Here is a 22,259-nt window from a genome sequence, read left to right as displayed (position 1 = left end):
GCGCCGCAGCGCACACAGGGCGGCCCACCGGAAACGGTTGGGCCGCCCTTTGCGTTGGGCGAGGCCGGTTCCGCCCGGCGACGCGGGTATTCGGGTCGCGCAGAAACGGCCGTGGCCCCTTCCTGGGTGGAAGGGGCCACGGCCTGTGCTGCTCGGACGGAGCGTCTGCTGCCCGGACCGCCTAGTGCGCATCCTCCGTCAGGAGAAGGTCGCGTCCCACCGTCTCGGGTGTGAAGAAGGTGGTGACGAAAGAGATCAGCGCCAGGACCAGCGAGTAGATGGCGAGCACCAGCCAGGAATGGTCCGTGGCGGCCAGCAGCGCGGCGCCGACCAGCGGGACCAGGCCGCCGGCCAGGACGGCGGAGAGCTCCCGGCTCATGGCCACGCCGGTGAAGCGGTACTGCGAGCCGAAGAGTTCAGGCAGCAGCGGGCACTGCGGGCCGAGCATGGACTGAACGCCGAGGGCGATGCCCACCACCATGACAATCCAGACCAGCGTGACATTGCCCAGCGTCACCAGGTAGAACGCCGGAAGCGCGATGAGCGCCTGGAACAGTGCACCGTAGCGGTAGACCGGCACCCGGCCGAACCTGTCGGACAGCGCACCGAAAGTGATCACCATGACGGCCGCGAAGCCCGCGGCGATGAGCAGGCCGACCGGACCGATGAACTTGTCGCCGGGAAAAACGCCGTCCTTGGCCGCCAGGAACGCGATGAGCAGGGCGGAGTAGATCGAGGAATTGCCGTTTTCGCCCATCCGCAGGCCGATGCCGATCAGCACGTTCTTCTTCGAGTGCTTCCACAGCTGGCCGATGGGGTTCTTGACTACATTCTTGTGCTTTTCCAGTTCCTGGAAGACGGGCGTTTCCTTCAGCCGGAGCCGGATGAAGATGGCCACCACAACCAGGAGCACGCTGGCCAGGAAGGGCACCCGCCACAGCCAGCCCTCCAGGACGGCCTTGTCTGCCATGGCAATGAGCGCGAACGTTCCGGCGCCGAGCAGGGTTCCCAGCTGGATGCCGACGAACGGGAGCGAAGCGAAGAAGCCACGACGGCGGCGCGGCGCGACTTCGGAAATCAGCGTGGTGGCGCCGGCCTGTTCAGCGCCGGCACCCAGTCCCTGCAGGATGCGCAGCGTCACCAGAAGAACGGCGCCGAGCATGCCGGCCTGTTCGTACGTCGGCAGCAGGCCGATGGCGAAGCTGGCGGTCCCCATCAGGCCGATGGTGAGGATCAGGACCATCTTGCGGCCGAACCGGTCGCCGATGTAGCCGAAGACCATCCCGCCGAAGGGCCGGGCCGCGAAGCCCACACCGTACGTGGCGAAGGATGCAATCAGGGCCCCGTCCTCGCCGAGCGGCTTGAAGAACAGCGGGCCAAAGATCAGGGCGGAGGCCAGCCCGTAGATGTAGAAGTCGTAGTACTCCAGCGCGGAGCCCACAGAGCTGGCAAGCGTTGCCCGTCGCAGCTGTTCCGGATCGACGACGGCGCCGTCCGCTTCAGCGAGCGGTGTATTAGTACTAGTTGTCACAAGCACTCCCTCAAGAACACTCCAGACCCCCGTTGGTCTGGTGGGTGTGAGCAACCCCAAGGAGTCGATCACTATGCTGAACAGAGTACAGCATAGTGATCGCCTAGCCAATGAATAATCAGATTTATTCCGGACGTCCCGAAACGCTCAGCAGCGCTGGCCCCTAGCCCATGGGATTGCCGAGGGACCGGGCGAGGTCCTGGAGTTCCTTCACCATCATGGCGCCCTGCTCCTGCGAGTAAGTCGCCTTCAGCGCGGTGACCGAAAGGCCGAGGCTGGGCCCGTGTGCGCCCCGGGTCGGGACGGCGACGGCCAGGCACACGACGCCGGTGGTGGATTCCTCGTCCTCGAACGCATACCCCTGCTCCCGGATGAGCGTGAGCTGCGCCTTGAGCTCGGCACCCGTGCGCAGCGACTTCGGCGTCAGGACCGGAAGAGTCGCGTCGTCGGGAAACATCTCGTCGACGTCGTGATCATGCAGCCGCGCGATCAGGGCCTTGCCCACGGCACAGAGGGACACAGGCATCTTGTCGCCGATATTGGACGTCAGGCGCACCGCCGGGTGCCCTTCGTAGCGGGCGAGGTAGATGACATTTGTTCCGTCCAGCATGGCGATCCGGACCGTCTCTCCCGAGAGTGTCGGGGCCTGTTCACAGAAGCGGTAGAACTCCTGGACCTCGTCGAGGCGGCTGAGGTAGGCAGCACCCAGCTCAACCAGCTTCCGGCCGAGGGTGAACTCCGCGCCCTGGCGGCTGATAAGCCTCGCCTCCTCGAGCGCGAGCAGGAGGTTGGAGGTGGAGGACTTAGGGATTCCCAGTTCCCGGGACAGGTCACTGAGCGTGAGGCGTCCGGTCGCGGATGCCGCCAGGGCTTCCAGCACGGCGGCGGCGCGGGTGACAGCCGGTGCGGGTGACGCGCTCCCCAATCCGTCGGAGGGTCGGGAAACTCGGGAATCGGCCATGATTCTCCTTCAGGTATCGCGCGCAAGTCGCCGCGTCACTCGTTCGAATGCCGTCCAGTCAGCTGAACACTAACCATCATAATGTCTGGCGCCTCGAACCGGGACCGGCAAAGCCCGTGCATCCATTGCTCCCCTGTCGGCGGGCCTCGTCGGGGACCGCCGGCCCCTTAGGCGGCAGACACCACGGGGTTCGTCAGCTCGCCGATGCCGGCAATGTGGCACGTGACGGTGTCGCCGGGGACGATCGGCGCACACTCGGCGGGGAATCCCGTCAGCACCAGGTCACCCGGGTGAAGAGTCATGAAGGAAGTGAGATAGGTGAGGATTTCCTCCACCTTCCAGCCAAGGTCGGCGGAGCTGGCTGCCTGGAGTTCCCGACCGTTGTGTTTGATGCCGATCGCCAGGTCGTCACCGTTCAGGTCCGTGACGATCCAGGGCCCCACGGGCGTGAACGTGTCCTGGCTCTTGGCGCTGATCCACAGCTCATCGGATTCCTGCAGATTCCTGGCGGAGACGTCATTTCCTATGGTGTAGCCCAGGACCGCGCCCATGGCGTTGCCGGGCGTCAGTCCGCGGGCCCTGCTCCCGATGACGAGGGTCAGTTCGGCCTCCGGCTCGACGCGCCCCACGCCCGGCCGGAGTTCAACCGCGTCCCCCGGGCCGACCACGCTGGTGGACGCCTTGTGGAAGGCCTGCGGCGGAAGCCCGCGACCGGCGGCACCGGTATTGTGCGCCATGCCCAGGACGTTGGCCGGGACACAGGGCGCGAGGAACGTGAACGACGCTTCCTCCACCGTCGCGCCGGCCCCCCAACCGCTGCGGGGCAGGCTGCCGGCATTGGCGGCAGAACCCGGGAACGGAGAGGGTGTCACCGTCCACGCCCTGCCCGCCGCACTGCCAAAGTCCGCTGCGTCGTTGGCGACGAAGAAGTATTCGTCCGCGGCAGCCGGGGAAAGCGGGCGGACTCTGGCGATTCGGCGGGCACTCGTAGCGGTCATGAAAACATCCTAGGCGGCGGACTCCCGGGGCCCGCGATTAGGCCATCGAGTGGCGTAATTCCGGCGCGCAGAAACCCCGCCGGTGTTTCACATTTCCAAGCGTTCACGGTATATTCATTACAAGCCTTCCACCGCGGCATCCCCCAATAGTCGCGGTGGAAGGCTTTTCCAATGCCCGGGTGATACCAGGGTCCGGGGTCCCCATTTTTGCTGGCCGGGCCGGGCGATTGTTGCCCGCGCAGGCAGCCTACGCGGCGTCCGCAACGGCCCCCCGCAGCCGCCAGCCCCCACCGAGGCCGTCCCGGATCAGTTCCATGGTGGTCAGGGCAGATCCGCGGTTGCGGCCGAGCTTCGCCTGGACCTGCCAGACTTCGACGTCCACGCGGCTCAGGCCCTTGGGCATCCGGCGCTCGGCCTCCCACCAGCTGACCCGCTCGAACCAACGCACGGGCTCGGCCCCGATCAACCATTCCCTGCCCCCGCGCACTACTGCCAGGGGCCGCCCGTCCGGGCCTGTTTTCACCATCACGTGTTCCATGCCCGTCACAGTAGGGCGGAGCCCTGACATTTTCGGGGCGCACAGCATCCCCCGCCGGAACGCACAAAACCCCGCCCTTCCGGACCGCGTGGTCCGGAAAAGCGGGGTTTTCTGTGGTGGGTCCTACCGGGATCGAACCGATGACATCCACGGTGTAAACGTGGCGCTCTACCAGCTGAGCTAAAGACCCAAACCGCGGCATCCGCGCCTCAGCGCTTCAACCAACGAACAGCTACTGTACCGGATGTCACCGGCCAAGCGCCAATCGGCCCGGCCGTCGCTACAGGGGCGGCAGCTCGGCGGCGAGCCAGGTCAAGGCCCCGCTGACGCCTGCCTCCAGCTTGATGGTGGCGAGGCCGTCCCCGCGGGTCGGTCCCCTGTTGATGATGACCACGGCTTTGCCCTGCTTCGCCGCATGGCGGACAAAACGCAGGCCGCTCATCACGGTGAGCGACGAGCCGGCCACCAGGAGCGCCCGGGCGGCGTCGACCATGGCGTACGAGCGCTCCACCCGGTCCTTGGGCACGTTTTCCCCGAAGTACACGAAGTCCGGTTTTAGGGTGCCGCCGCAGGCCGGACAACGGGCGACGATGAACGATCCAATCAGTTCGGTGTCCTCGACGGCGGCATCGGCGTCCGGCGCCATTTCAACCACCCCGGCCGCCTGTGCCCGTTCCAGGAACCCGGGGTTGAGTTCTTCCAGGACTCCGGCCAGCATCCGGCGGCTGAACCGCCGGTGGCAGTCCAGGCACACCACCTGGTCGAACCGGCCGTGCAGGTCCACGACGTTGACGCTGCCGGCGTCCTCGTGGAGCCGGTCCACGTTTTGTGTGATGAGGCCGGTGAGAAGCCCCCGTTGCTCCAGCCGGGCTACAGCGGCATGGCCATCGTTCGGATCCGCCCTGCGCAGATGTGACCAGCCGATGTGGTTGCGGGCCCAGTAGCGCTGCCGGTTTCCCGGCTCGCCGATGAATTCCTGGTAGGTCATGGGGGTCCGCGGTGCGGCGCCGGGCCCGCGGTAGTCGGGGATGCCTGAATCCGTACTCAGGCCGGCGCCTGTCAGCACGGCGAACTGCTCCCCGGACAGGAGTCCGTGGATGTCTTGCAGGGCCTCCAATTCGGTGCGCTGGAGTTCCGCGGCGCTCCCGGCGGCCGTAACCGGCGGGAGGCTGGCAAACCCGGTCATGCCGATTCCTGGCCGCCGCTGCCTCACCGGATCAGCTCCCGCCGAGTCCTGTGAGGGCCGCCCGGTATTCGGCGAAGTCGCGGGCCTGGCCGCGCGGATTCACCACGACGTAGCGGACGATTCCCGCAGCGTCGATGATGAAGGTGCCGCGCAGCGCCATGCCGCTGTCAGGGTCGAACACACCGTAAGCCGAGGCCACGGCGCCGTGCGGCCAGAAGTCGGCCAGCAGATCGAAGCCGTAGCCTTCCTTTTCGGCATAGGCACGCTGGGCGAATTTGCTGTCCACCGAGACTGCCAGCACGACGGCGTCGGCATCCTCGAACAGTGCCAGGTTGTCCCGGATTTCGCAGAGTTCCCCGGTGCAGATCCCGGAGAAGGCAAACGGGTAGAAGACTATGGCGACGTTGCGGCCGCGGAAGTCCGAGAGGCGCACCGGTTCGCCGAATTGATTGGCGAGCTCGAAATCCGGTGCGGGATCGCCGACGCCGGGAACGGGACTCACGGCGGAGCCCGGCCCGGAGGCCTCGCGCTGGACCGCTTGGGTCACTTGTTCTTCCGCGTGACCAACCGGGTGGCGCTCCAGTCCTTCGAGACGCCGGCGGAGGTGGTGTAGTGGAGCCCTGCGGTGGGCGCGGCGTCCTGGATGTCCGCGGGCGAGACGTAGCCGTCCCGGCCGGACTTGGGAGTCAGGACCCAGACAACGCCGCCCTCGGTGAGAGTGGTCAGCGAGTCGACCAGCGTGTCCACAAGGTCTCCGTCACCTGCCCGCCACCAGAGAATGGCGGCATCGACCACCTCGTGATCGTCCTCATCGAGAAGCTCAGAGCCCGTGAGATCTTCGATATCGTCCCGCAAGTCGAAGTCGACATCGTCGTCATAACCGAATTCCTGAATCAGGTCCCCGTCTTTGAAACCCAGTTTCTCCGCCACATTTACCGAAGTGGCGGCGTCGGCCTCGCTCACGTGTTGCTCCTATGCTTTTTGAATTGCTTCATGTTTTCAATGGCACTAGTGATTTCCATTACTCCAAGCCAACACCCTTTGAGCTCTCGCTTCAAGCTGTTGGCACCGCGATCCGCCATATTCTGCGTCACACAGGCCGATCCGGAGGCTGCCGGGCAGCGCTTCGTCACACAACCAGTATGCCCGTGAAATACGGGGACGGGTCCATAGGGCGGCTACGCATCCATCAGCCCGCACGGCTAGAGTGGCTGATGACGACTACGCCTGCGCGGGCAACCGCCCGGCTAATACACAGGCAGGCGTACCGTGATTGGACCTTGCCCGGCGCATACGACCGGGCTGATGTAACCGATATGTCGCACACGTCGCGTTCACGCCAGGCAGTCACCCTGCCCGGAGCTGAGGGTGCCGATAGATGCGCTCAAAGAGAGGTTGGACGTGGCTGCAGGAGAAGATACCTCCCATATCCTCAGCGGGTTGACAAACCAGCTGCCTGATCGTGATCCGGAAGAGACCGCCGAGTGGCTGGAGTCCCTGGATACCCTGATTCAGGAACAAGGCACCGAACGTGCCCAGTACATTATGCGAAGCCTGCTCCAGCGGGCCGGCGCGCAGTCCGTGGGTGTTCCGATGGTCACCACCACGGACTACGTCAACACCATCCCGGTCGATCAGGAAGCCCCGTTCCCCGGGGATGAGGAGATCGAACGCAAATACCGTGCCTGGCTGCGCTGGAATGCCGCTGTGATGGTGCACCGGGCTCAGCGCGCGGATATCGGCGTCGGCGGCCACATCTCCACCTACGCCGGTGCCGCGACCCTGTACGAGGTCGGCTTCAACCACTTCTTCCGCGGCAAGGACCACCCCGGCGGCGGCGACCAGGTTTTCTTCCAGGGCCACGCCTCGCCCGGCATGTACGCCCGTGCCTTCATGGAAGGCCGGCTCTCCGAGGAGGACCTGGACGGGTTCCGGCAGGAGAAGTCCAAGGAAGGGCACGCCCTGTCCTCCTATCCGCACCCGCGCCTGATGCCGGAGTTCTGGGAATTCCCCACCGTCTCGATGGGCATCGGCCCGATGAACGCCATCTACCAGGCCCAGTCCAACCGGTACCTGCACAACCGCGGCATCAAGGACACCTCGGACCAGCAGGTCTGGGCGTTCCTGGGCGACGGCGAAATGGACGAGCCCGAGTCCCGCGGCCTGCTGCAGCTGGCGGCCAACGACAAGCTCGATAACCTCAACTTCGTGATCAACTGCAACCTCCAGCGCCTCGACGGTCCCGTCCGCGGCAACGGCAAGATCATGCAGGAACTAGAAGCGTTCTTCCGCGGTGCCGGCTGGAACGTCATCAAGGTCGTCTGGGGCCGGGAGTGGGATGACCTGCTGGCCAAGGACGAGGACGGCTCGCTCGTGAAGATCATGAACGAGACCGTCGACGGGGACTACCAGACGTACAAGGCCGAGTCCGGCGCGTTCGTCCGCGAGCATTTCTTCGGCAAGACCCCGCAGACCAAGGAAATGGTCCAGGACCTGACCGACGACCAGATCTGGAACCTCAAGCGCGGCGGGCACGACTACAACAAGGTCTACGCCGCCTACAAGGCCGCGACCGAGTTCAAGGGCAAACCCACGGTCATCCTGGCGCACACGGTCAAGGGCTACGGCCTGGGCACCCACTTCGAGGGCCGCAACGCGACCCACCAGATGAAGAAGCTCACCCTCGCGGACCTCAAGGCCTTCCGCGACCACCTGCGCATCCCGATCACGGACGACCAGCTCGAAGCGGACCTCTACCGGCCGCCGTACTACCACCCCGGCATGGACTCCCCCGAGATCCAGTACCTGATGGACCGCCGCAAGCAACTCGGCGGCTTCGTCCCCGAGCGGCGCTCCAAGCACGCCGACGTCACGCTCCCGGACGAGAAGGTCTACGAAGTCGCCAACCGCGGCTCCGGCAAGCAGCACGCCGCCACCACCATGGCCTTTGTCCGCCTGCTCAAGGACCTCATGCGGGACAAGGAGTTCGGCAAGCGGATCGTGCCGATCATCCCCGATGAGGCTCGCACCTTCGGCATGGACGCGTTCTTCCCGACGGCGAAGATCTACAACCCGAACGGCCAGAACTACCTCTCCGTGGACCGCGAGCTCGTCCTGGCGTACAAGGAGTCCATCTCCGGCCAGATCGTGCACGCCGGCATCAACGAGGCCGGGTCCGTGGCGGCCTTCACCGCCGCCGGCACGTCCTACGCCACCCACGGCGAACCGCTCATCCCGGTCTACGTCTTCTACTCGATGTTCGGCTTCCAGCGCACCGGCGATTCCTTCTGGGCCGCCGCCGACCAGATGACCCGCGGGTTCATCATCGGCGCCACCGCCGGACGCACCACGCTGACCGGCGAAGGCCTGCAGCACGCCGACGGCCACTCCCCCATGCTGGCGGCAACCAACCCGGCCGTCATCACCTACGACCCGGCATACGGCTACGAAATGGGCGTCATCATGCGTGACGGCCTCAACCGGATGTATGGGCCCGGCGAAGCCGGGAAAGAAATTGCCGCCAACGATCCGTCGCGGAACGTGATGTACTACATCACTGTCTACAACGAGCCGATCGTGCAGCCGCCCGCACCGGCGGAACTCGATGTGGAGGGCATCATCAAGGGCATCTACCTGCTGGCGCCGGCCAAGATTGACGGCCCGCGCACGCAGATCCTGGCCTCCGGCGTGTCCGTTCCCTGGGCCCTCGAAGCCCAGCGGATCCTCGCCGAGGACTGGGGCGTCTCCGCCGATGTCTGGTCCGTGACCTCCTGGACCGAACTGCGCCGCGACGCCATGGCCGCCGAGGAGGACTCCTTCCTCAACCCCGGCCAGCCCGCCCGCGTCCCGTTCGTGACCCAGCAGCTCGCCGGTGCCACCGGTCCGATCGTGGCGGTCACCGACTACATGAAGGCCGTGCCGGACCAGATCCGCCAGTTCCTGCCGAACGAGTTTGCCTCACTCGGCGCGGACGGCTTCGGCTTCTCCGACACCCGCGCCGCGGCACGCCGTTTCTTCAAGAACGACATCCACTCGGTTGTGGTCCGTTCCCTTCAGATGCTGGCCCGCCGGGGCGAAGTGGATGCCCAGGCACCTGCCCAGGCCATCGAGAAGTACCGCCTGCACAACGTGAACGCCGGCACCACCGGCAACGCGGGCGGCGACTCCTAACCGCGCTTCAGCGCAAGAGCGAACGTACGACGGCGGCTCCCACCGAAAGGTGGGGGCCGCCGTCGGGCGTTAACCGCCCCACCCCCTCCTGCCTCCCTCCGGGGGGCGCTCTGGACTGCCGCGGGCCGCTGTGATGCAGGACAAGGGCAGTTGTAGCCTTCGCACAAATGGAGCTTGGGCGGCCCGCACCGTATGCTCAATGCATGGCAGAGCCGATCACCACTCCCGAAAAACGCAATCCGAGCTCGAGGGCGATGACTCCGGAGAAAGCCGAAACCCTTAAGAAGCTCCGGGCCAGCGTGGGCCAGCTGTCGACGACGACGCTGCGCCAGTTGGAGAAGTCCCTGCCGTGGTACGGCCGGCTGAACTCGGATGAACGTTCCGCCCTGGGCATGGTGGCCCAGAACGGCATCGCGGCATTCGTCACCTGGTACGAACGGCCGAGTTCGCCGTCGTGGATCCTCTCCGACGTCTTCGGTACCGCGCCCACCGAGCTGACCCGCTCCATCAGCCTGCAGAAGGCGCTCCAGCTGATCCGGATCGTCGTGGAAGTCGTCGAGGACCAGGTCCCGGTGATCGCCCCGGAAGCGGACCAGGGGGCCCTCCGGGAGGCCGTGCTGCGCTACTCGCGGGAGGTCGCGTTCGCGGCCGCCGACGTCTATGCCCGCGCCGCGGAATCCCGCGGCTCCTGGGATACCCGGCTGGAAGCCCTGATTGTCGATGCCATCCTCCGCGGCGAAAACACCGACGCGCTGCGGTCCAGGATCGCGGCCCTGGGCTGGAAAGCACAGGAGCGCTTCACCGTCATGGTAGGGAATTCCCCGTCCGAACCAAGCGCCAGCTACGTCAGCGAACTGCGGCGCACAGCGGGGCGCTTCGCCGAGGACGCCCTTGTGGGGATCCAGGGCGACCGCCTCATCCTGATCCTGGGCGGGGTCCACGACCGGGAGACCGCGTACCTGAAACTCAGCGAACTCTTTGCCCCCGGCCCGGTGGTCTACGGCCCGGAGGCCGGGTCCCTCCTCGAGGCCAGCGGCTCTGCCCAGTCGGCCTTTGCCGGCCTCACCGCGGCCCGCGCGTGGCCTTCCGCGCCACGCCCGGTGGCGGCCGATGACCTGCTCCCGGAGCGGGTGATCTCCGGCGACGACGCCGCCCGCCGCTCGCTGGTCAAGAACATCTACCGCCCGCTGCTGGCCGCCTCCAACGGGCTGGTGGAGACCCTCGGCACGTACCTCGAACTGGGCCATTCACTCGAGGCCACGGCCCGGGAACTCTTCGTCCATGCCAACACAGTGCGCTACCGGCTCAAGCGCGTCTGCGACGTCACGGGCTGGGATCCGCTGCTGCCGCGGGAGGCGTTCGTGCTCCAGACCGCCCTCGTCGTGGGCCGGCTTTCTGCCCCGCCGAAGGCCCCCACGGAGCGGCAACCTCCCCGCAACGGCTCCTGAACCGTTGTAGACTTCCTACAAACTGACCCAGTGAGCTTGGTGCATGAAAACACGAATGTTCACGCGGTAATTTGGAAAGCTGGTTACGTGCTTGCAATCGTTTGCCCTGGACAGGGCTCCCAGACCCCTGGTTTTCTGGCCCCTTGGCTGGAACTGCCACCCGTCGCAGGCCTCCTGGCCTCCCTCAGCGAGATAGCAGGCATCGACCTCACCGCCCATGGCACCACCTCCGATGAGGAGACCATCAAGGACACCGCAGTCGCGCAGCCCCTGATCGTCGCTGCGGGCCTGGTGACGGCAAAGTCGCTGTTCGACGTCGAACTCGGCACGCTTCCCGTCATCCTTGCCGGCCACTCCGTCGGCGAAATCACCGCGGCTTCCCTCGCCGGTGTCCTGTCGGAATCCGAAGCCATGACGTTTGTCCGCGAACGCGCCAACAGTATGGCAGCCGCTGCTGCCGCCACCCCGACCGGCATGAGTGCCGTCGTGGGCGGCGACCCCGCGGAGGTCCTGGCAGCCATTGCTGCCGCCGGGGCCACGGCCGCCAACGTCAACGGGGCCGGCCAGACCGTCGCCGCTGGCACCCTGGAGCAGCTCAAGGCCCTGGCGGAGAACCCGCCGGCCAAGGCCCGGGTTATCCCGCTGAAGGTCGCGGGCGCGTTCCACACCTCGCACATGGCCCCCGCGGGCGCGGCCCTGCAGGCCCTGCGTCCGTCGCTGCACCCGAAGGACCCGCAGGTGCCGTTGCTGTCCAACTTCGACGGCGCGGAAGTCACCGACGGCGCCGCCGCCGTCGACAGCCTGATCGCCCAGGTCTCCCGTCCGGTCCGCTGGGACCAGTGCATGGAGACGATGGTGCAGCGCGGGGTGACCGGCGTGATCGAGCTGGCTCCCGCCGGAACACTGGCGGGCCTGGCCAAGCGCGGCATGCCCGGCGTCAAGACAGTCACCGTCAAGACCCCGGACGATCTTTCCGCGGCCCTGGCCCTATTTGCAGAACTGGAGGGAGGGGCATGAGCGTTCCCACTCTGAAGCAGGCACCGGTGCAGGCAAACACCCGCATCATGGGTGTCGGCGCCTACCGGCCCAGCGTGATCGTGACCAACGAGGACGTGTGCCAGTGGATCGACTCCTCGGATGAGTGGATCCGCCAGCGCACGGGCATCATCACCCGGCACCGCGCGCCCGCCGATGTCAGCGTGATTGACATGGCCGAGGGCGCCGCACGTGAAGCACTGCAAAGGGCCGGCATCGAGGCCTCCCAGCTCGGCGCCGTGATCGTCTCCACGGTCACCCACCCGTATGCGACCCCGTCCGCCGCAGCGAGCCTCGCCGACCGACTCGGCGCGACGCCGGCCCCGGCCTTCGACATCTCCGCGGCCTGCGCCGGCTACTGCTACGGCATCGCCCAGGGCGACGCCCTGGTGCGCTCCGGCGCGGCCTCCTACGTCCTGGTGGTCGGTGCCGAGAAGCTCTCCGACGTCATCGACAACACGGAACGGACCATCTCCTTCCTGCTTGGCGACGGCGCGGGCGCCGTCGTGATCGGCCCCTCCGACACGCCCGGCATCGGCCCCTCGGTGTGGGGTTCGGACGGCAGCAAGTGGGATGCCATCGGCATGACCCACTCCATGCTCGACATCCGCGAGCTCGCGCTGACCGGCAAGCACGGCGCCGCCGTCAGCGATGAGGAAGCGGCAGTGACCGACGCATCCCTGTGGCCGACCCTGCGCCAGGACGGCCAGACTGTCTTCCGCTGGGCCGTGTGGGAGATGGCCAAGGTGGCCCAGCAGGCCCTGGACGCCGCCGGCATCCGGTCCGAGGACCTCGCCGCGTTCATCCCGCACCAGGCCAACATGCGCATCATCGACGAGATGGCCAAGAAGCTGCACCTGCCCGCGACCGTCAAGATCGCCCGCGACATCGCCGACGCCGGAAATACGTCGGCGGCGTCCATCCCCCTGGCCACCCACCGCCTGCTTGAGGAAAACCCCGAGCTCAGCGGCGGGCTGGCGCTGCAGATCGGCTTCGGAGCCGGTCTGGTCTTCGGCGCCCAGGTGGTCGTGCTTCCTTAGGCAGCCACCGCTTTTTCGAACTAAATACGTTCCACCCGTTTCACCCTTGCACCGCATGTCCTTCAATTTCAGGGCCCGCCCCGCATGCTGTGCTCGCAAGCATTCCCGCACCAAGCCGAACCCTCGGTTTGAATCATTTCCGCCCCTAGGCTGCCGGCATTCCACCGGCAGCCGAGGGCAACAACCAGAAAAGGAGCCATCAATGGCTAGCAACGAAGAAATCCTGGCCGGCCTGGCTGAAATCGTCAACGAAGAGACCGGCCTGGCCGCGGAGGCTGTCGAAATGGACAAGTCCTTCACCGAGGACCTGGACATCGACTCCATCTCGATGATGACGATCGTGGTCAACGCCGAAGAGAAGTTCGGCGTCCGCATCCCGGACGAAGAGGTTAAGAACCTCAAGACCGTCGGCGACGCTGTCAGCTTCATCGCCAACGCCCAGGCCTAGTCTGGCTTCCGCCAGCATCGGCGGACCCCGGTGCCCGGTCCGGGCGCTGCAGCAGCGCCCGGACCGGACCACCAGCACCACCACGAAATGCACCACCCCAAAGTTCCCCTCGCAGGCCCCGGCCATCCCATTCGCGGTTCCGGATACGGCAGGCGCACCGACAGAGAGTGATCCCATGGCACGCAAAGTAGTCATTACCGGTCTGGGTGCCACCACACCCATCGGCGGCGATGTCCCCACAATGTGGAAGAACGCGCTCAAGGGCGTCTCCGGCGCGCACACGCTTGAGGACGACTGGGTGGCCAAGTACGAACTGCCCGTCCACTTCGCCGCACGCGCCTCCACCCCTGCCTTGGACGTCCTGACCCGGGTCGAGGCCAAGCGCATGGACCCGTCCACCCAGTTCGCCGTGGTCGCATCCCGCGAGGCGTGGGCCGACTCCGGCATCACCGAAATCGACCACGACCGTCTGGCGGTGGCCTTCGCGACCGGCATCGGCGGCGTCTGGACCCTCCTGGATGCCTGGGACACCCTGCGCGAAAAGGGTCCCCGCCGCGTCCTGCCCATGACCGTACCCATGCTGATGCCCAACGGCCCGGCCGCCGCGGTAAGCCTGGACCTGGGTGCCCGCGCCGGCGCCCACACCCCCGTTTCCGCCTGCGCGTCCGGCACCGAGGCCGTGCACGTGGGCCTGGACCTGATCCGAGCCGGCAAGGCCGACGTCGTCGTGTGCGGCGGCGCCGAAGCCGCCATTCACCCGATGCCGATCGCCGCCTTTGCCTCCATGCAGGCCCTCTCACGCCGCAACGACGATCCCGAGCACGCCTCACGCCCCTACGACCGTGACCGCGACGGCTTCGTCATGGGCGAGGGCGCCGGTGCCCTGGTGCTTGAGGCCGAGGAACACGCCCTGGCCCGCGGCGCCCGGATCTACGCCGAACTGGCGGGCACCTCGGTCACCGCCGACGCCTACCACATCACCGCCCCGGACCCCCAGGGCCTGGGCGCCACCCGCGCGCTGAAGGCTGCGATGTTCGATGGCCGCATCCAACCTGAAGACATCGTGCACGTCAACGCGCACGCCACCTCCACTCCGGTCGGAGACAAGCCCGAGTACGCGGCCCTCAAGGCCGCCCTGGGCAAGCACGTGGACTCGGTAGCGGTCTCGGCCACCAAGTCCCAGATGGGGCACCTGCTCGGCGCCTCCGGTGCCGTAGAGGCCGTGCTGACCGTCATGGCCATCTATGACCGCAAGGCGCCGGTGACTATCAACCTCGAGAACCAGGATCCCGAAATCCCGCTCGACGTCGTCACGACCGCCCGCGACCTGCCGGCCGGCAGCATCGCCGCACTGAGCAACTCGTTCGGCTTCGGCGGCCACAACGCCGTGATCGCGGTACGCAGCGTGTAGCTGCACGACCAGCAGCACGCCCGCAGCACGCCGGGACGGCAGATGGCGGCAATGTTCTTCGTGAACATTGCCGCCATCTGCTTTTTTGGCGCCTAGCTATGGAATTACTGCGGTGGTGCGCCCGGTGAGGCCCTAGCCGACCTGGTGGAGCCAGCGGACGGGGGCGCCTTCGGCGGCGTGCCGGAACGGCTCGAGTTCCTCGTCCCAGGCCTCGCCCAGGGCGAGGGAGAGCTCGTGGTAGACGGCCGAGGGGTCGCCGGCGCCGGATTCGTAGGCGTAACGGATGCGGTCCTCGGACACCATGATGTTGCCGTGGACGTCAGTGGTGGCGTGGAAGATCCCGAGCTCCGGGGTGTGCGACCAACGGCCGCCGTCCACCCCCTGGCTCGGCTCCTCAGTGACTTCATAGCGCAGGTGCGCCCAGCCTCGCAGAGCGGACGCCAATTGAGCCCCCGTGCCCGGCGTTCCGGTCCACGACAGCTCAGCCCGGAACATTCCGGGCGCGGCAGGCTGAGCGGTCCACTCCAAGTCCGTCCGCTTGTCCACGACAGACCCTATGGCCCACTCGACGTGGGGGCACAAGGCAGTCGGGGCCGAGTGAACGAACAACACACCTCGGGTCAGTGCAACAGACATTCCATCCTCCATAGCTGTAGGTACGTCTTCCCCAACGACCTGTGCCTGGATGTCTGTCTGTTGCGCGGATCCGAATTTATGCCGGCGGTCCCTGCCAGACTACTAATATACAACCGGGTTCAAAGCTGGGACGTAGTGCATTCCAGCTTCAAGTTCAACTTGAAACTTCCCGGGCGTGAGTTTTATTCTGCCCTACCCCTCCTCATTACGCCAGTGCGATTCGGCGCGTCTTTTCCGGCGCGCCGTGCACGGTTCGGCAGTCCCGCAGGTGGACCCTGGTCCGCTTGGGCCTGGGCGGGTATTCGGGCGGAATCCCGGGCAGGAATCCGGGCCGACTTGTGCGCCTTTCCGGCCGGCCGGACGCGACCGGCCGGCGATCCTCAGGCCCGGGGGTGCGCCTGCTGGTAGCTCTGCCGGAGCCTCTCGACGGACACGTGGGTATAGATCTGGGTGGTGGCAAGGCTGCTGTGCCCGAGGATTTCCTGCACGGCGCGCAGATCGGCCCCGCCGTCGAGCAGGTGGGTCGCTGCAGAGTGCCGCAGAGCGTGCGGCCCGGTGGCGGCGGTGTCTCCCAGCCGTTCCAGCATCTCCTTGACCACGCTGCGGATCTGGCGCTGGTCCACCCGTCCGCCGCGCGCGCCCAGGAAGAGCGCCGGGCCGCTGGTCCCGGTAGCGAGGGCCGGCCGGCCGCGGCGGAGCCAGTCGTCGACGGCGAGCGCCGCCGGCAGCCCGTAGGGCACCGTGCGTTCCTTGTTGCCCTTGCCGAGCACCCGGAGGGTTCTGCGGTCCGGGTCGAGGTCGTCAACGTCCATACCGGCCAGCTCGCCAACCCGGACACCGGTGGCGTAGAGCAGCTCCACCATGGCACGGTTGCGCAAGGCCAGCGGATCCCCCTCGGCCGAGGCGGATTCGGCGTCGTCCACGAGCCGCCGGACCTGTTGCTGGTGCAAGACGCCGGGCAGGGATTTCTCCCGCTTTGGCGCCTTGAGCCGCAGGGCCGGGTCGGCTTCGATCAGCTCCTCACGGACAGCCCAGGCGGTGAAGGCCCTGGCGGTGGCGGCGCGGCGGGCCAGGGTGGCGCGGGACTTCCCGGACTCGCTCTGGGCGCCAAGCCAGCGCCGCAGGGTCCCGAGCTCCAGCCCAGCAAGGTCGTGGACGCCCTCGGTTGCGGCGTGCGCGAGCAGGCTTTCGACATCGGAGAGATAGGCCCGCACGGTATGGGCGGACCTGCCCCGTTCCGCTTCCAGGTAACGGCCGAAGCGGGCGGCGGCGAGCTGGATATCGCCGTCGGGCGCGGCGGGCGGGGCAGCGGGGGGATCCTGCGTAGACACCCTCTTACTCTGGCAGTATTCCCCCGGCATTCAAGGAGCCGGTCGGCGAGCCGCTTCTTCCCGGTGAAGCAAGCCATCTCAGTCCGCCTTCCCGGAGCGTTTCCAGCCGCCATGCCGGGATTCGGCCAGCCCCAGCAGCCCGAGCCGGCCAAGACCCGCGCGGACCGAGTCCGGGCTCAGCCCGGCCACCGCGGCCAGCTTCTCGACCGAGGTGGTGGTCCGCAGCGGCAGGGCATCGAGCAGGATCAGGTCCTCCAGGGTCAGGCCATCGTGGGCCTCAGACCGGCCTGCCTTGTCCGGGGGCATCGCCTCGCCGCTCGGGGAGGCGAGCTCGGCGATCTCCCCGGCATCCGTGACGCATACCGCGCCGCCTTCACGGAGAAGCCGGTGGCAGCCGGCGGAGTTGGCGCTGTGGATGGAACCGGGCACGGCGCCCACGGCCCTGCCCAGGCCTTCGGCATGGTGGGCCGTGTTGAGGGCGCCGGAGCGCCACCGGGCCTCGACCACGACCGTGACGGAGGCCAACGCCGCAATGAGCCGGTTCCGCTGAAGGAACCGGTAACGGGTGGGAGCGGACCCGGGCGGAACCTCGGCCAGGACCGCGCCGCGGTTCGCCACGGTCCGCAGCAGGTCCTCATTGCCGGCGGGGTAGAAGCGGTCCACTCCCCCGGCCATGACGGCAATGGTGGGCACACCGCCCGCGCTTCCGGCCAGGGCCGCCCTGTGGGCGTGGGCATCAATCCCGTAGGCCCCGCCGGAGACGATCGTGAAGCCGCGCTGGGCCAGCGAGTAGGCGAGGTCGCCCGTCACCGATGCTCCATAGCTGGTGCTGTCCCGGGAACCCACTAGGGCTACGATCCGGGCCGCCGGGGGCAGCTCCTGTTCCACGCCGCGCCACCACAGGCACAGGGGCTCCTGCAGTCCGAGGTCCGCCAACTGCCGCGGCCACAAGTCATCCCTGGGAATGATGAGGCGTCCGCCGAGCCGGTGCATGGTGGCCAGGTCGCGCTCCGGGGCGAGGTCGGGCACGCGCGGGGCCCAACGCTTCAGCGCCTCGCTAAGCCCGGACCAGCCGCTGCCGGACCCGCTGTCCGCCAGGATTCCAGTGATCTCCTGTTCGAGCCCGGGACCGGCGGCCAGCACGCCGCTGGCAATCCGCAGGGCGTCCTGCGCCCCCACGGCCTGGACCAGCGCCAGGCCCGCCGCGTCCTGCGGCTCGAACAGGCGGGCCAGAGCGGCGCGGGCTATTCGTTCGTCATCAATCATGGTGGTTCCTTTCGCACGGCTGGGGTGGGCTTCGTGCCGGCAGGCTCAGGGTGAGACCGCGGCGGCCTGCCGGAGGCCCAGCGCCTGCCCGACGTCGTCTGCGTCCGGGACGTCGTGCCGGGACAGGTCCGCAAGGGTCCACGCGAGGCGCAGCACGCGGTCGTAGCCGCGGGCGGTCAGCACTCCGCGCTCCAGTGCGTAGTCCAGGATGCGGGTGGTGGGGGCATCGAGCCGAAAGGACCCGCGCAGCAGCCGCCCCGGCACCTGCGCGTTGGTTTCCATCCCGAATGGCAGCAGCCGGTCCAGCTGGCGGGCCCGGGCCGCCCGGACCCTTTCCGCGATGCTGGCCGTTCCTTCCTCGGCCGCAGGTTGGCCGAAGCCGGCGAGCGAGACCCGCTCGACTTCGAGCTGGATGTCGACCCTGTCCAGCAGCGGCCCTGACATCCGGGCCTGGTACCGGCGGCGCATGATGGGCGTGCAGATGCAGTCCACTCCTTTGCCCGTTGCCTTGCCGCAGGGACAGGGGTTGGCTGCAAGGACCAGCTGGAACCGGGCGGGATAGGCCGCGGACCCGGCCGAGCGGTGGATGACCAGCTCTCCGCTTTCCAGCGGCTGCCGCAGGGCGTCCAGAACGCCGCGGTCGTACTCCGGGGCCTCGTCCAGGAAGAGCACCCCGCGGTGCGCACGGGATGCCGCCCCGGGCCGCGGCAGCCCGGACCCGCCACCGATGATGGCCACCGCCGTCGCGGTGTGGTGCGGGTTCTCGTAGGGCGGGCGGCGCAGCAGCTGCACGGAGCCCGACGGCAGCGAACACAGCGAGTGGATTGCGGTCACCTCCATGGCCTCGGTGTCGCCCAGGTCCGGCAGCAGCCCGGGCAGCCGCTCGGCGAGCATGGTCTTCCCGGCACCCGGCGGCCCGGTCAGCAGCAGGTGGTGGGCACCGGCGGCGGCTACTTCCAATGCACGCCGCGCCGCCGCCTGGCCGGAGACATCGCACATGTCCGGCGCCAGGGCGGGACCGTTGCCGGGTTCGGGGTGGCCGGAGTCCTCGGTATCGGGTTCGAAGTCGAGGACGAGGTCCTGCGGGTCCGCGCCGCAGTCAAACGCGAGCCGGGCCAGTGTGGCATAGCCCCGGACCTGCGCGCCGGGGACCAACTCGGCCTCCGCCACGTTGGCCCGGGCCACGACGACCTCCGGGTAGCCGGCCCGGACCGCGGCCATCACGGCAGGAAGGATGCCGCGCACGGGCCGCAGCCGGCCGTCCAGGCCGAGCTCGGCCATGAAGACCGTGCGGCCCGTTGGCCGGATGTCGTTCGCCGCCAGCAGCACGGCCATGGCGATGGCGAGGTCGAATCCCGAACCGCGTTTGGGCAGGGATGCCGGGATGAGGTTGGCCGTGATCTTCCGGCGGCTCAGCGGGATCCCCGAATTCTGCGCCGCCGAGCGGATCCGTTCCTTGGCCTCGTTTAGTGAGGCGTCCGGCAGGCCCAGGATCACGAACGCCGGCAGGGTCTGGCCGATGTCGGCTTCGACCTCCACAATGTAGCCGTTGAGGCCCACGAGGGCGACGGAATACGTCCGGCCCAGGGCCATCTATCCCACCCCCTTGAGGTGCTCGACGGCGGGCTCGCCAATGCCGTCGTCGACCACCGCGATCACGTCCACGCGGCACAGCGGCATCCACAGCCCCTGGGCACGGCACCACGCCGCTGCCAGCCGGTGTAGTCTTGCCAGCTTGTCCGCGCCGACAGCCTCGAAGGGATGCCCGAAGGCCAGGGATTTCCGGGTTTTCACCTCGGCGATGACCAGCGCGTCGCCGTCGAGCGCGACAATGTCGATCTCACCCTCCGGGCAGCGCCAGTTCCGCTCCACGATCCGCATGCCGTGGGCCTGCAGGAAGTCGGCCGCGAGGTCCTCCCCGCGCCGGCCCAGCACATCCTTAGCTCTCATGCCTCCAGCGTGAAGCGCCGCCACTTACGACGACAGAGCCCACCTCGGCTATGTGGAAAACGTCGCCGTGCTGCAAGAGCACATGCGTGATGAGAAAAGTATCCGCAGCCCGTTCAGCACTGCTGATCGCATAATCAAGGCAGAACGAAAGAACTGCAGGAGGAACAAGGAATGAAGGTACTTTTCCTCGATATTGACGGTGTCGTCAACCGCGTTGGTACAAGACAGAGCTTTCGCGGCTTCATGGGCATCGATCCTTTCCTGGCGTCCAAGGTCTGCAAGATCATCTTCGACACGGACGCAGCCGTTGTTCTAACGTCCACATGGCGGCATATCCCCGGCGGCCGTGAAGAAGTCGACCGACACGTTTACAAGACCTTTGACGTTACTCCGACAGCGGACACAGGTTTTCGTGGCGAGGAAGTGAAGATGTGGCTGGACCGGCATCCGGAAGTGACGCGGTATGCCATTGTCGACGACGATACTGACTTCTATGCCGATCAGCCCTTTTTCAAAACGAGCTGGCAAACGGGAATCTCCGACGAGGTTGCGCAGCAGGTAACCGAATTTCTCAACAGTGGAGATACCCCCTGAGTGCACATCTACCAACGTTGGGAAACTTCGCCGAAGCGCCTGCCGACGGCCCGGGATCCAGGCGGATCCCGGGCGGCCACTTCCGGCGATCAACTCCGTGGCGGCATTGACAGGACGTGTTGATGCGATTGTCAGACAACGAAACGTAGCCAATGCCTGCAAGGCCCACCTAGGCTTTTCCCACCCCCTCGAATTCCGCGGGGCGTCCGTAGTCTCTCCTGAGGATCGGCCGAAGGATCGGCGTATGGAATATCGAGCGGCCCAGCCGCTGGGAACGCAGCAGCTTACGGAACCGGGTCCGCCCGGCGGGCAGGCAGGCCCCAGCTGGCCCCCACCACCACCGCCTGAGCCCGAGACCTGGCCCCCACCACCGCGGCTTGCGCCAGCAAGGCCTGAGCCCGGGAGCTGGCCCCCGCCAGTGCGGTCAGAGCCCGGCCCCGCGCCAGAGCCTGAGCCGGCAGCTCCGGCGGGAAAACGCACGCACCGGGTCCGGCGTATGCTCGCCAGGAGCTTCAAGTTCGCCCTCGCCATGGTGGTCATCACGGAGCTGGCCGCCGTCTCCTTCATCTGGTTCGCTCCCCGGCGCACTGCCTACATGCTGCAGACCGGCGGCCCGATCGCCTACCAGTACGTGTCCCTGAACCACATCAGCCGCTATGTCATCGCCGCGGCCGTCGCCCACGAGGACCAACAGCTGGGAACGCGTGTTGGCGCGTTCTCCGTTGATGATTTCCGGGACAGGGCCGTCGCCTACCTGCAGGGCGAGGATGACCCGAGCGGTTCCACGGTCCCGCAGCAGCTGGTCAAGAACATCTTCCTTTGGCCTGATGCGAATGCCCTGAGGAAGGGGCTGGAGGCCGGGCTAGCCACCGAGTTCAGCCTCACCCTGACCCCGCAACGGATCATGGAGCTGTATCTGAACTACGCGCAGTTCGGCCCTAAGCTGTACGGCATCTGCGCGGCGAGCTGGTACTACTTCGACGAACCCCCATGGAACATGTCCGAGTATCAGGCTGCGCAATTGATGGGGGTCCTGCCACTGCCCACACTCGTCACCCGGGCGGCGGGAGGCGGCATCTATCTCGGCCCGGGGGTCCACCCCAAAGTGTGGGACTACGTCAACGGTGCGGCCAACGTGTGGGTCCCCAGGCAGATCGAGGGGCTCGGCGGATGGAAGGCGGCCGTCGCAACCATCGGAATCGGCGACACAGCGTCCGACCACGCCGCCGAGCGGGGATCCGCGAACCCGGATGGCTGCGGTTCGTATCCGGAGAGTGTGCTGGACCTGCTGCGGCAGCAGGGCGTTGCCCTGGACCGCAACGGGAAACCTGCGCCACTCAGGGGCTAGGAAACCCGAAAACTAGGAAGCCAGGGTCAGTTGCCCAGGTCCTCGACCTTGGGCAGGGCGAGTTCCTCGCTGCGGGGCAGTTCCTCGACGTTGACGTCCTTGAACGTGATGACGCGGACGCTCTTGACGAACCGGGCGGAGCGGTAGACATCCCACACCCAAGCGTCCTGCAGGGTCAGGTCGAAGTAGACCTCGCCGTCGGCGCTGCGGGCCTGCAGGTCAACGTGGTTGGCAAGGTAGAAACGCCGTTCGGTCTCGACCACATAGCTGAACAGCCCGACGACGTCGCGGTATTCGCGGTAGAGCTGTAGCTCCATGTCGGTCTCATAGTTTTCAAGGTCCTCGGCACTCATGGTTCCATCTTGCAC

At 67.2% G+C, this 22,259-nt stretch carries 21 protein-coding genes and 1 tRNA gene; 8 read left to right on the top strand and 14 right to left on the bottom strand.

Annotated features, from left to right (window positions below):
* Positions 1-181 precede the first annotated feature (181 nt).
* The 8 genes from ARTB_RS00585 to ARTB_RS00550 all read right to left on the bottom strand — a co-directional run bounded on the left by ARTB_RS00585 (position 182) and on the right by ARTB_RS00550 (position 6,177).
* Positions 182-1,531 (bottom strand): MFS transporter, encoded by a 1,350-nt coding sequence (locus ARTB_RS00585; protein WP_155855730.1) that lies wholly within the window; start codon positions 1,529-1,531, stop codon positions 182-184.
* Positions 1,532-1,694: 163 nt separating this feature from the next.
* Complete coding sequence (locus tag ARTB_RS00580; protein ID WP_028277808.1) at positions 1,695-2,492, bottom strand: IclR family transcriptional regulator; 798 nt, start codon at positions 2,490-2,492, stop codon at positions 1,695-1,697.
* Between the two features lie 167 nt (positions 2,493-2,659).
* The gene (locus ARTB_RS00575) at positions 2,660-3,490 is read right to left on the bottom strand and encodes a fumarylacetoacetate hydrolase family protein (protein WP_243177182.1); all 831 of its coding nucleotides are present in this window, start codon (positions 3,488-3,490) and stop codon (positions 2,660-2,662) included.
* Positions 3,491-3,737: 247 nt separating this feature from the next.
* A complete protein-coding gene (locus tag ARTB_RS00570; protein WP_243177181.1) occupies positions 3,738-4,016 on the bottom strand; it encodes a hypothetical protein in 279 nt (92 codons plus the stop codon).
* Positions 4,017-4,142: 126 nt separating this feature from the next.
* A tRNA-Val gene (locus tag ARTB_RS00565) sits at positions 4,143-4,218 on the bottom strand.
* Between the two features lie 90 nt (positions 4,219-4,308).
* Positions 4,309-5,241, bottom strand: coding sequence for an NAD-dependent protein deacetylase (locus tag ARTB_RS00560; protein ID WP_243177180.1), 933 nt, complete (start codon positions 5,239-5,241; stop codon positions 4,309-4,311).
* Between the two features lie 4 nt (positions 5,242-5,245).
* Positions 5,246-5,761, bottom strand: coding sequence for a peroxiredoxin (locus tag ARTB_RS00555; protein WP_439954070.1), 516 nt, complete (start codon positions 5,759-5,761; stop codon positions 5,246-5,248).
* Positions 5,758-6,177 carry a DUF3052 domain-containing protein gene (locus ARTB_RS00550; protein WP_018773429.1) on the bottom strand — a complete coding sequence of 140 codons (420 nt, stop codon included), beginning with the start codon at positions 6,175-6,177 and terminating at the stop codon, positions 5,758-5,760. The genes ARTB_RS00555 and ARTB_RS00550 overlap by 4 nt, the downstream gene beginning before the upstream one ends.
* A 438-nt stretch (positions 6,178-6,615) precedes the next feature.
* Here ARTB_RS00550 and aceE point away from each other — a divergent pair, with 438 nt between their 5' ends.
* The 6 genes from aceE (at position 6,616) to fabF (ending at position 14,766) form a co-directional block, all read left to right on the top strand.
* Positions 6,616-9,384 carry a pyruvate dehydrogenase (acetyl-transferring), homodimeric type gene (gene aceE / locus ARTB_RS00545; protein WP_243177179.1) on the top strand — a complete coding sequence of 923 codons (2,769 nt, stop codon included), beginning with the start codon at positions 6,616-6,618 and terminating at the stop codon, positions 9,382-9,384.
* A 203-nt stretch (positions 9,385-9,587) separates the two neighbouring features.
* Positions 9,588-10,832, top strand: a complete 1,245-nt coding sequence (locus tag ARTB_RS00540) for a PucR family transcriptional regulator (RefSeq protein ID WP_279293836.1) — start codon at positions 9,588-9,590, stop codon at positions 10,830-10,832.
* An 87-nt stretch (positions 10,833-10,919) separates the two neighbouring features.
* Positions 10,920-11,849, top strand: a complete 930-nt coding sequence (locus ARTB_RS00535; protein ID WP_028275209.1) for an ACP S-malonyltransferase — start codon at positions 10,920-10,922, stop codon at positions 11,847-11,849.
* Positions 11,846-12,907, top strand: a complete 1,062-nt coding sequence (locus ARTB_RS00530) for a beta-ketoacyl-ACP synthase III (RefSeq protein WP_243177178.1) — start codon at positions 11,846-11,848, stop codon at positions 12,905-12,907. The genes ARTB_RS00535 and ARTB_RS00530 overlap by 4 nt, the downstream gene beginning before the upstream one ends.
* 202 nt (positions 12,908-13,109) lie before the next feature.
* A complete protein-coding gene (locus ARTB_RS00525; RefSeq protein WP_243177177.1) occupies positions 13,110-13,355 on the top strand; it encodes an acyl carrier protein in 246 nt (81 codons plus the stop codon).
* Positions 13,356-13,530: 175 nt separating this feature from the next.
* Positions 13,531-14,766, top strand: coding sequence for a beta-ketoacyl-ACP synthase II (gene fabF, locus ARTB_RS00520; RefSeq protein WP_028275211.1), 1,236 nt, complete (start codon positions 13,531-13,533; stop codon positions 14,764-14,766).
* A 132-nt stretch (positions 14,767-14,898) separates the two neighbouring features.
* Here fabF and ARTB_RS00515 read toward each other — a convergent pair whose 3' ends face one another.
* From ARTB_RS00515 to ARTB_RS00495, 5 genes are all read right to left on the bottom strand, one after another.
* Positions 14,899-15,402 (bottom strand): DUF3145 domain-containing protein, encoded by a 504-nt coding sequence (locus ARTB_RS00515; RefSeq protein WP_026266435.1) that lies wholly within the window; start codon positions 15,400-15,402, stop codon positions 14,899-14,901.
* A 380-nt stretch (positions 15,403-15,782) separates the two neighbouring features.
* Positions 15,783-16,733, bottom strand: coding sequence for a tyrosine recombinase XerC (locus ARTB_RS00510; RefSeq protein WP_439954069.1), 951 nt, complete (start codon positions 16,731-16,733; stop codon positions 15,783-15,785).
* A 78-nt stretch (positions 16,734-16,811) separates the two neighbouring features.
* The gene (gene dprA / locus ARTB_RS00505; protein WP_243177176.1) at positions 16,812-17,999 is read right to left on the bottom strand and encodes a DNA-processing protein DprA; all 1,188 of its coding nucleotides are present in this window, start codon (positions 17,997-17,999) and stop codon (positions 16,812-16,814) included.
* 45 nt (positions 18,000-18,044) lie between these two features.
* On the bottom strand, positions 18,045-19,592 hold the full coding sequence (locus ARTB_RS00500) for a YifB family Mg chelatase-like AAA ATPase (RefSeq protein WP_243177175.1): 1,548 nt from the start codon (positions 19,590-19,592) through the stop codon (positions 18,045-18,047).
* On the bottom strand, positions 19,593-19,949 hold the full coding sequence (locus ARTB_RS00495; protein ID WP_028275215.1) for a YraN family protein: 357 nt from the start codon (positions 19,947-19,949) through the stop codon (positions 19,593-19,595).
* Positions 19,950-20,120: 171 nt separating this feature from the next.
* Here ARTB_RS00495 and ARTB_RS00490 point away from each other — a divergent pair, with 171 nt between their 5' ends.
* Positions 20,121-20,543, top strand: a complete 423-nt coding sequence (locus ARTB_RS00490; protein WP_243177174.1) for an HAD domain-containing protein — start codon at positions 20,121-20,123, stop codon at positions 20,541-20,543.
* 496 nt (positions 20,544-21,039) lie between these two features.
* Complete coding sequence (locus tag ARTB_RS00485) at positions 21,040-21,891, top strand: transglycosylase domain-containing protein (protein WP_243177173.1); 852 nt, start codon at positions 21,040-21,042, stop codon at positions 21,889-21,891.
* Between the two features lie 26 nt (positions 21,892-21,917).
* On the opposite strand, the gene ARTB_RS00480 is transcribed toward ARTB_RS00485, so the two are convergent.
* Positions 21,918-22,244, bottom strand: coding sequence for a DUF2469 domain-containing protein (locus ARTB_RS00480; protein ID WP_018773443.1), 327 nt, complete (start codon positions 22,242-22,244; stop codon positions 21,918-21,920).
* Positions 22,245-22,259 lie beyond the last annotated feature (15 nt).

The sequence above is a fragment of the Arthrobacter humicola genome (assembly GCF_022803015.1).
GTDB classification, from domain to species: Bacteria; Actinomycetota; Actinomycetes; order Actinomycetales; family Micrococcaceae; genus Arthrobacter; species Arthrobacter humicola_A.
This window is presented reverse-complemented; position numbering and strand designations above follow the sequence as displayed.

What these genes read in the sequence shown, in the direction of transcription:
- ARTB_RS00495 (WP_028275215.1), bottom strand. Translation starts at nt 19,949, where the DNA reads ATGAGAGCTAAGGATGTGCTGGGCCGGCGCGGGGAGGACCTCGCGGCC.
- ARTB_RS00540 (WP_279293836.1), top strand. Translation starts at nt 9,588, where the DNA reads ATGGCAGAGCCGATCACCACTCCCGAAAAACGCAATCCGAGCTCGAGG.
- ARTB_RS00530 (WP_243177178.1), top strand. Translation starts at nt 11,846, where the DNA reads ATGAGCGTTCCCACTCTGAAGCAGGCACCGGTGCAGGCAAACACCCGC.
- ARTB_RS00485 (WP_243177173.1), top strand. Translation starts at nt 21,040, where the DNA reads ATGCTCGCCAGGAGCTTCAAGTTCGCCCTCGCCATGGTGGTCATCACG.
- ARTB_RS00500 (WP_243177175.1), bottom strand. Translation starts at nt 19,592, where the DNA reads ATGGCCCTGGGCCGGACGTATTCCGTCGCCCTCGTGGGCCTCAACGGC.
- ARTB_RS00525 (WP_243177177.1), top strand. Translation starts at nt 13,110, where the DNA reads ATGGCTAGCAACGAAGAAATCCTGGCCGGCCTGGCTGAAATCGTCAAC.
- ARTB_RS00480 (WP_018773443.1), bottom strand. Translation starts at nt 22,244, where the DNA reads ATGAGTGCCGAGGACCTTGAAAACTATGAGACCGACATGGAGCTACAG.
- dprA (WP_243177176.1), bottom strand. Translation starts at nt 17,999, where the DNA reads ATGATTGATGACGAACGAATAGCCCGCGCCGCTCTGGCCCGCCTGTTC.
- ARTB_RS00580 (WP_028277808.1), bottom strand. Translation starts at nt 2,492, where the DNA reads ATGGCCGATTCCCGAGTTTCCCGACCCTCCGACGGATTGGGGAGCGCG.
- ARTB_RS00490 (WP_243177174.1), top strand. Translation starts at nt 20,121, where the DNA reads ATGAAGGTACTTTTCCTCGATATTGACGGTGTCGTCAACCGCGTTGGT.
- ARTB_RS00515 (WP_026266435.1), bottom strand. Translation starts at nt 15,402, where the DNA reads ATGTCTGTTGCACTGACCCGAGGTGTGTTGTTCGTTCACTCGGCCCCG.
- ARTB_RS00575 (WP_243177182.1), bottom strand. Translation starts at nt 3,490, where the DNA reads ATGACCGCTACGAGTGCCCGCCGAATCGCCAGAGTCCGCCCGCTTTCC.
- fabF (WP_028275211.1), top strand. Translation starts at nt 13,531, where the DNA reads ATGGCACGCAAAGTAGTCATTACCGGTCTGGGTGCCACCACACCCATC.
- ARTB_RS00570 (WP_243177181.1), bottom strand. Translation starts at nt 4,016, where the DNA reads ATGGTGAAAACAGGCCCGGACGGGCGGCCCCTGGCAGTAGTGCGCGGG.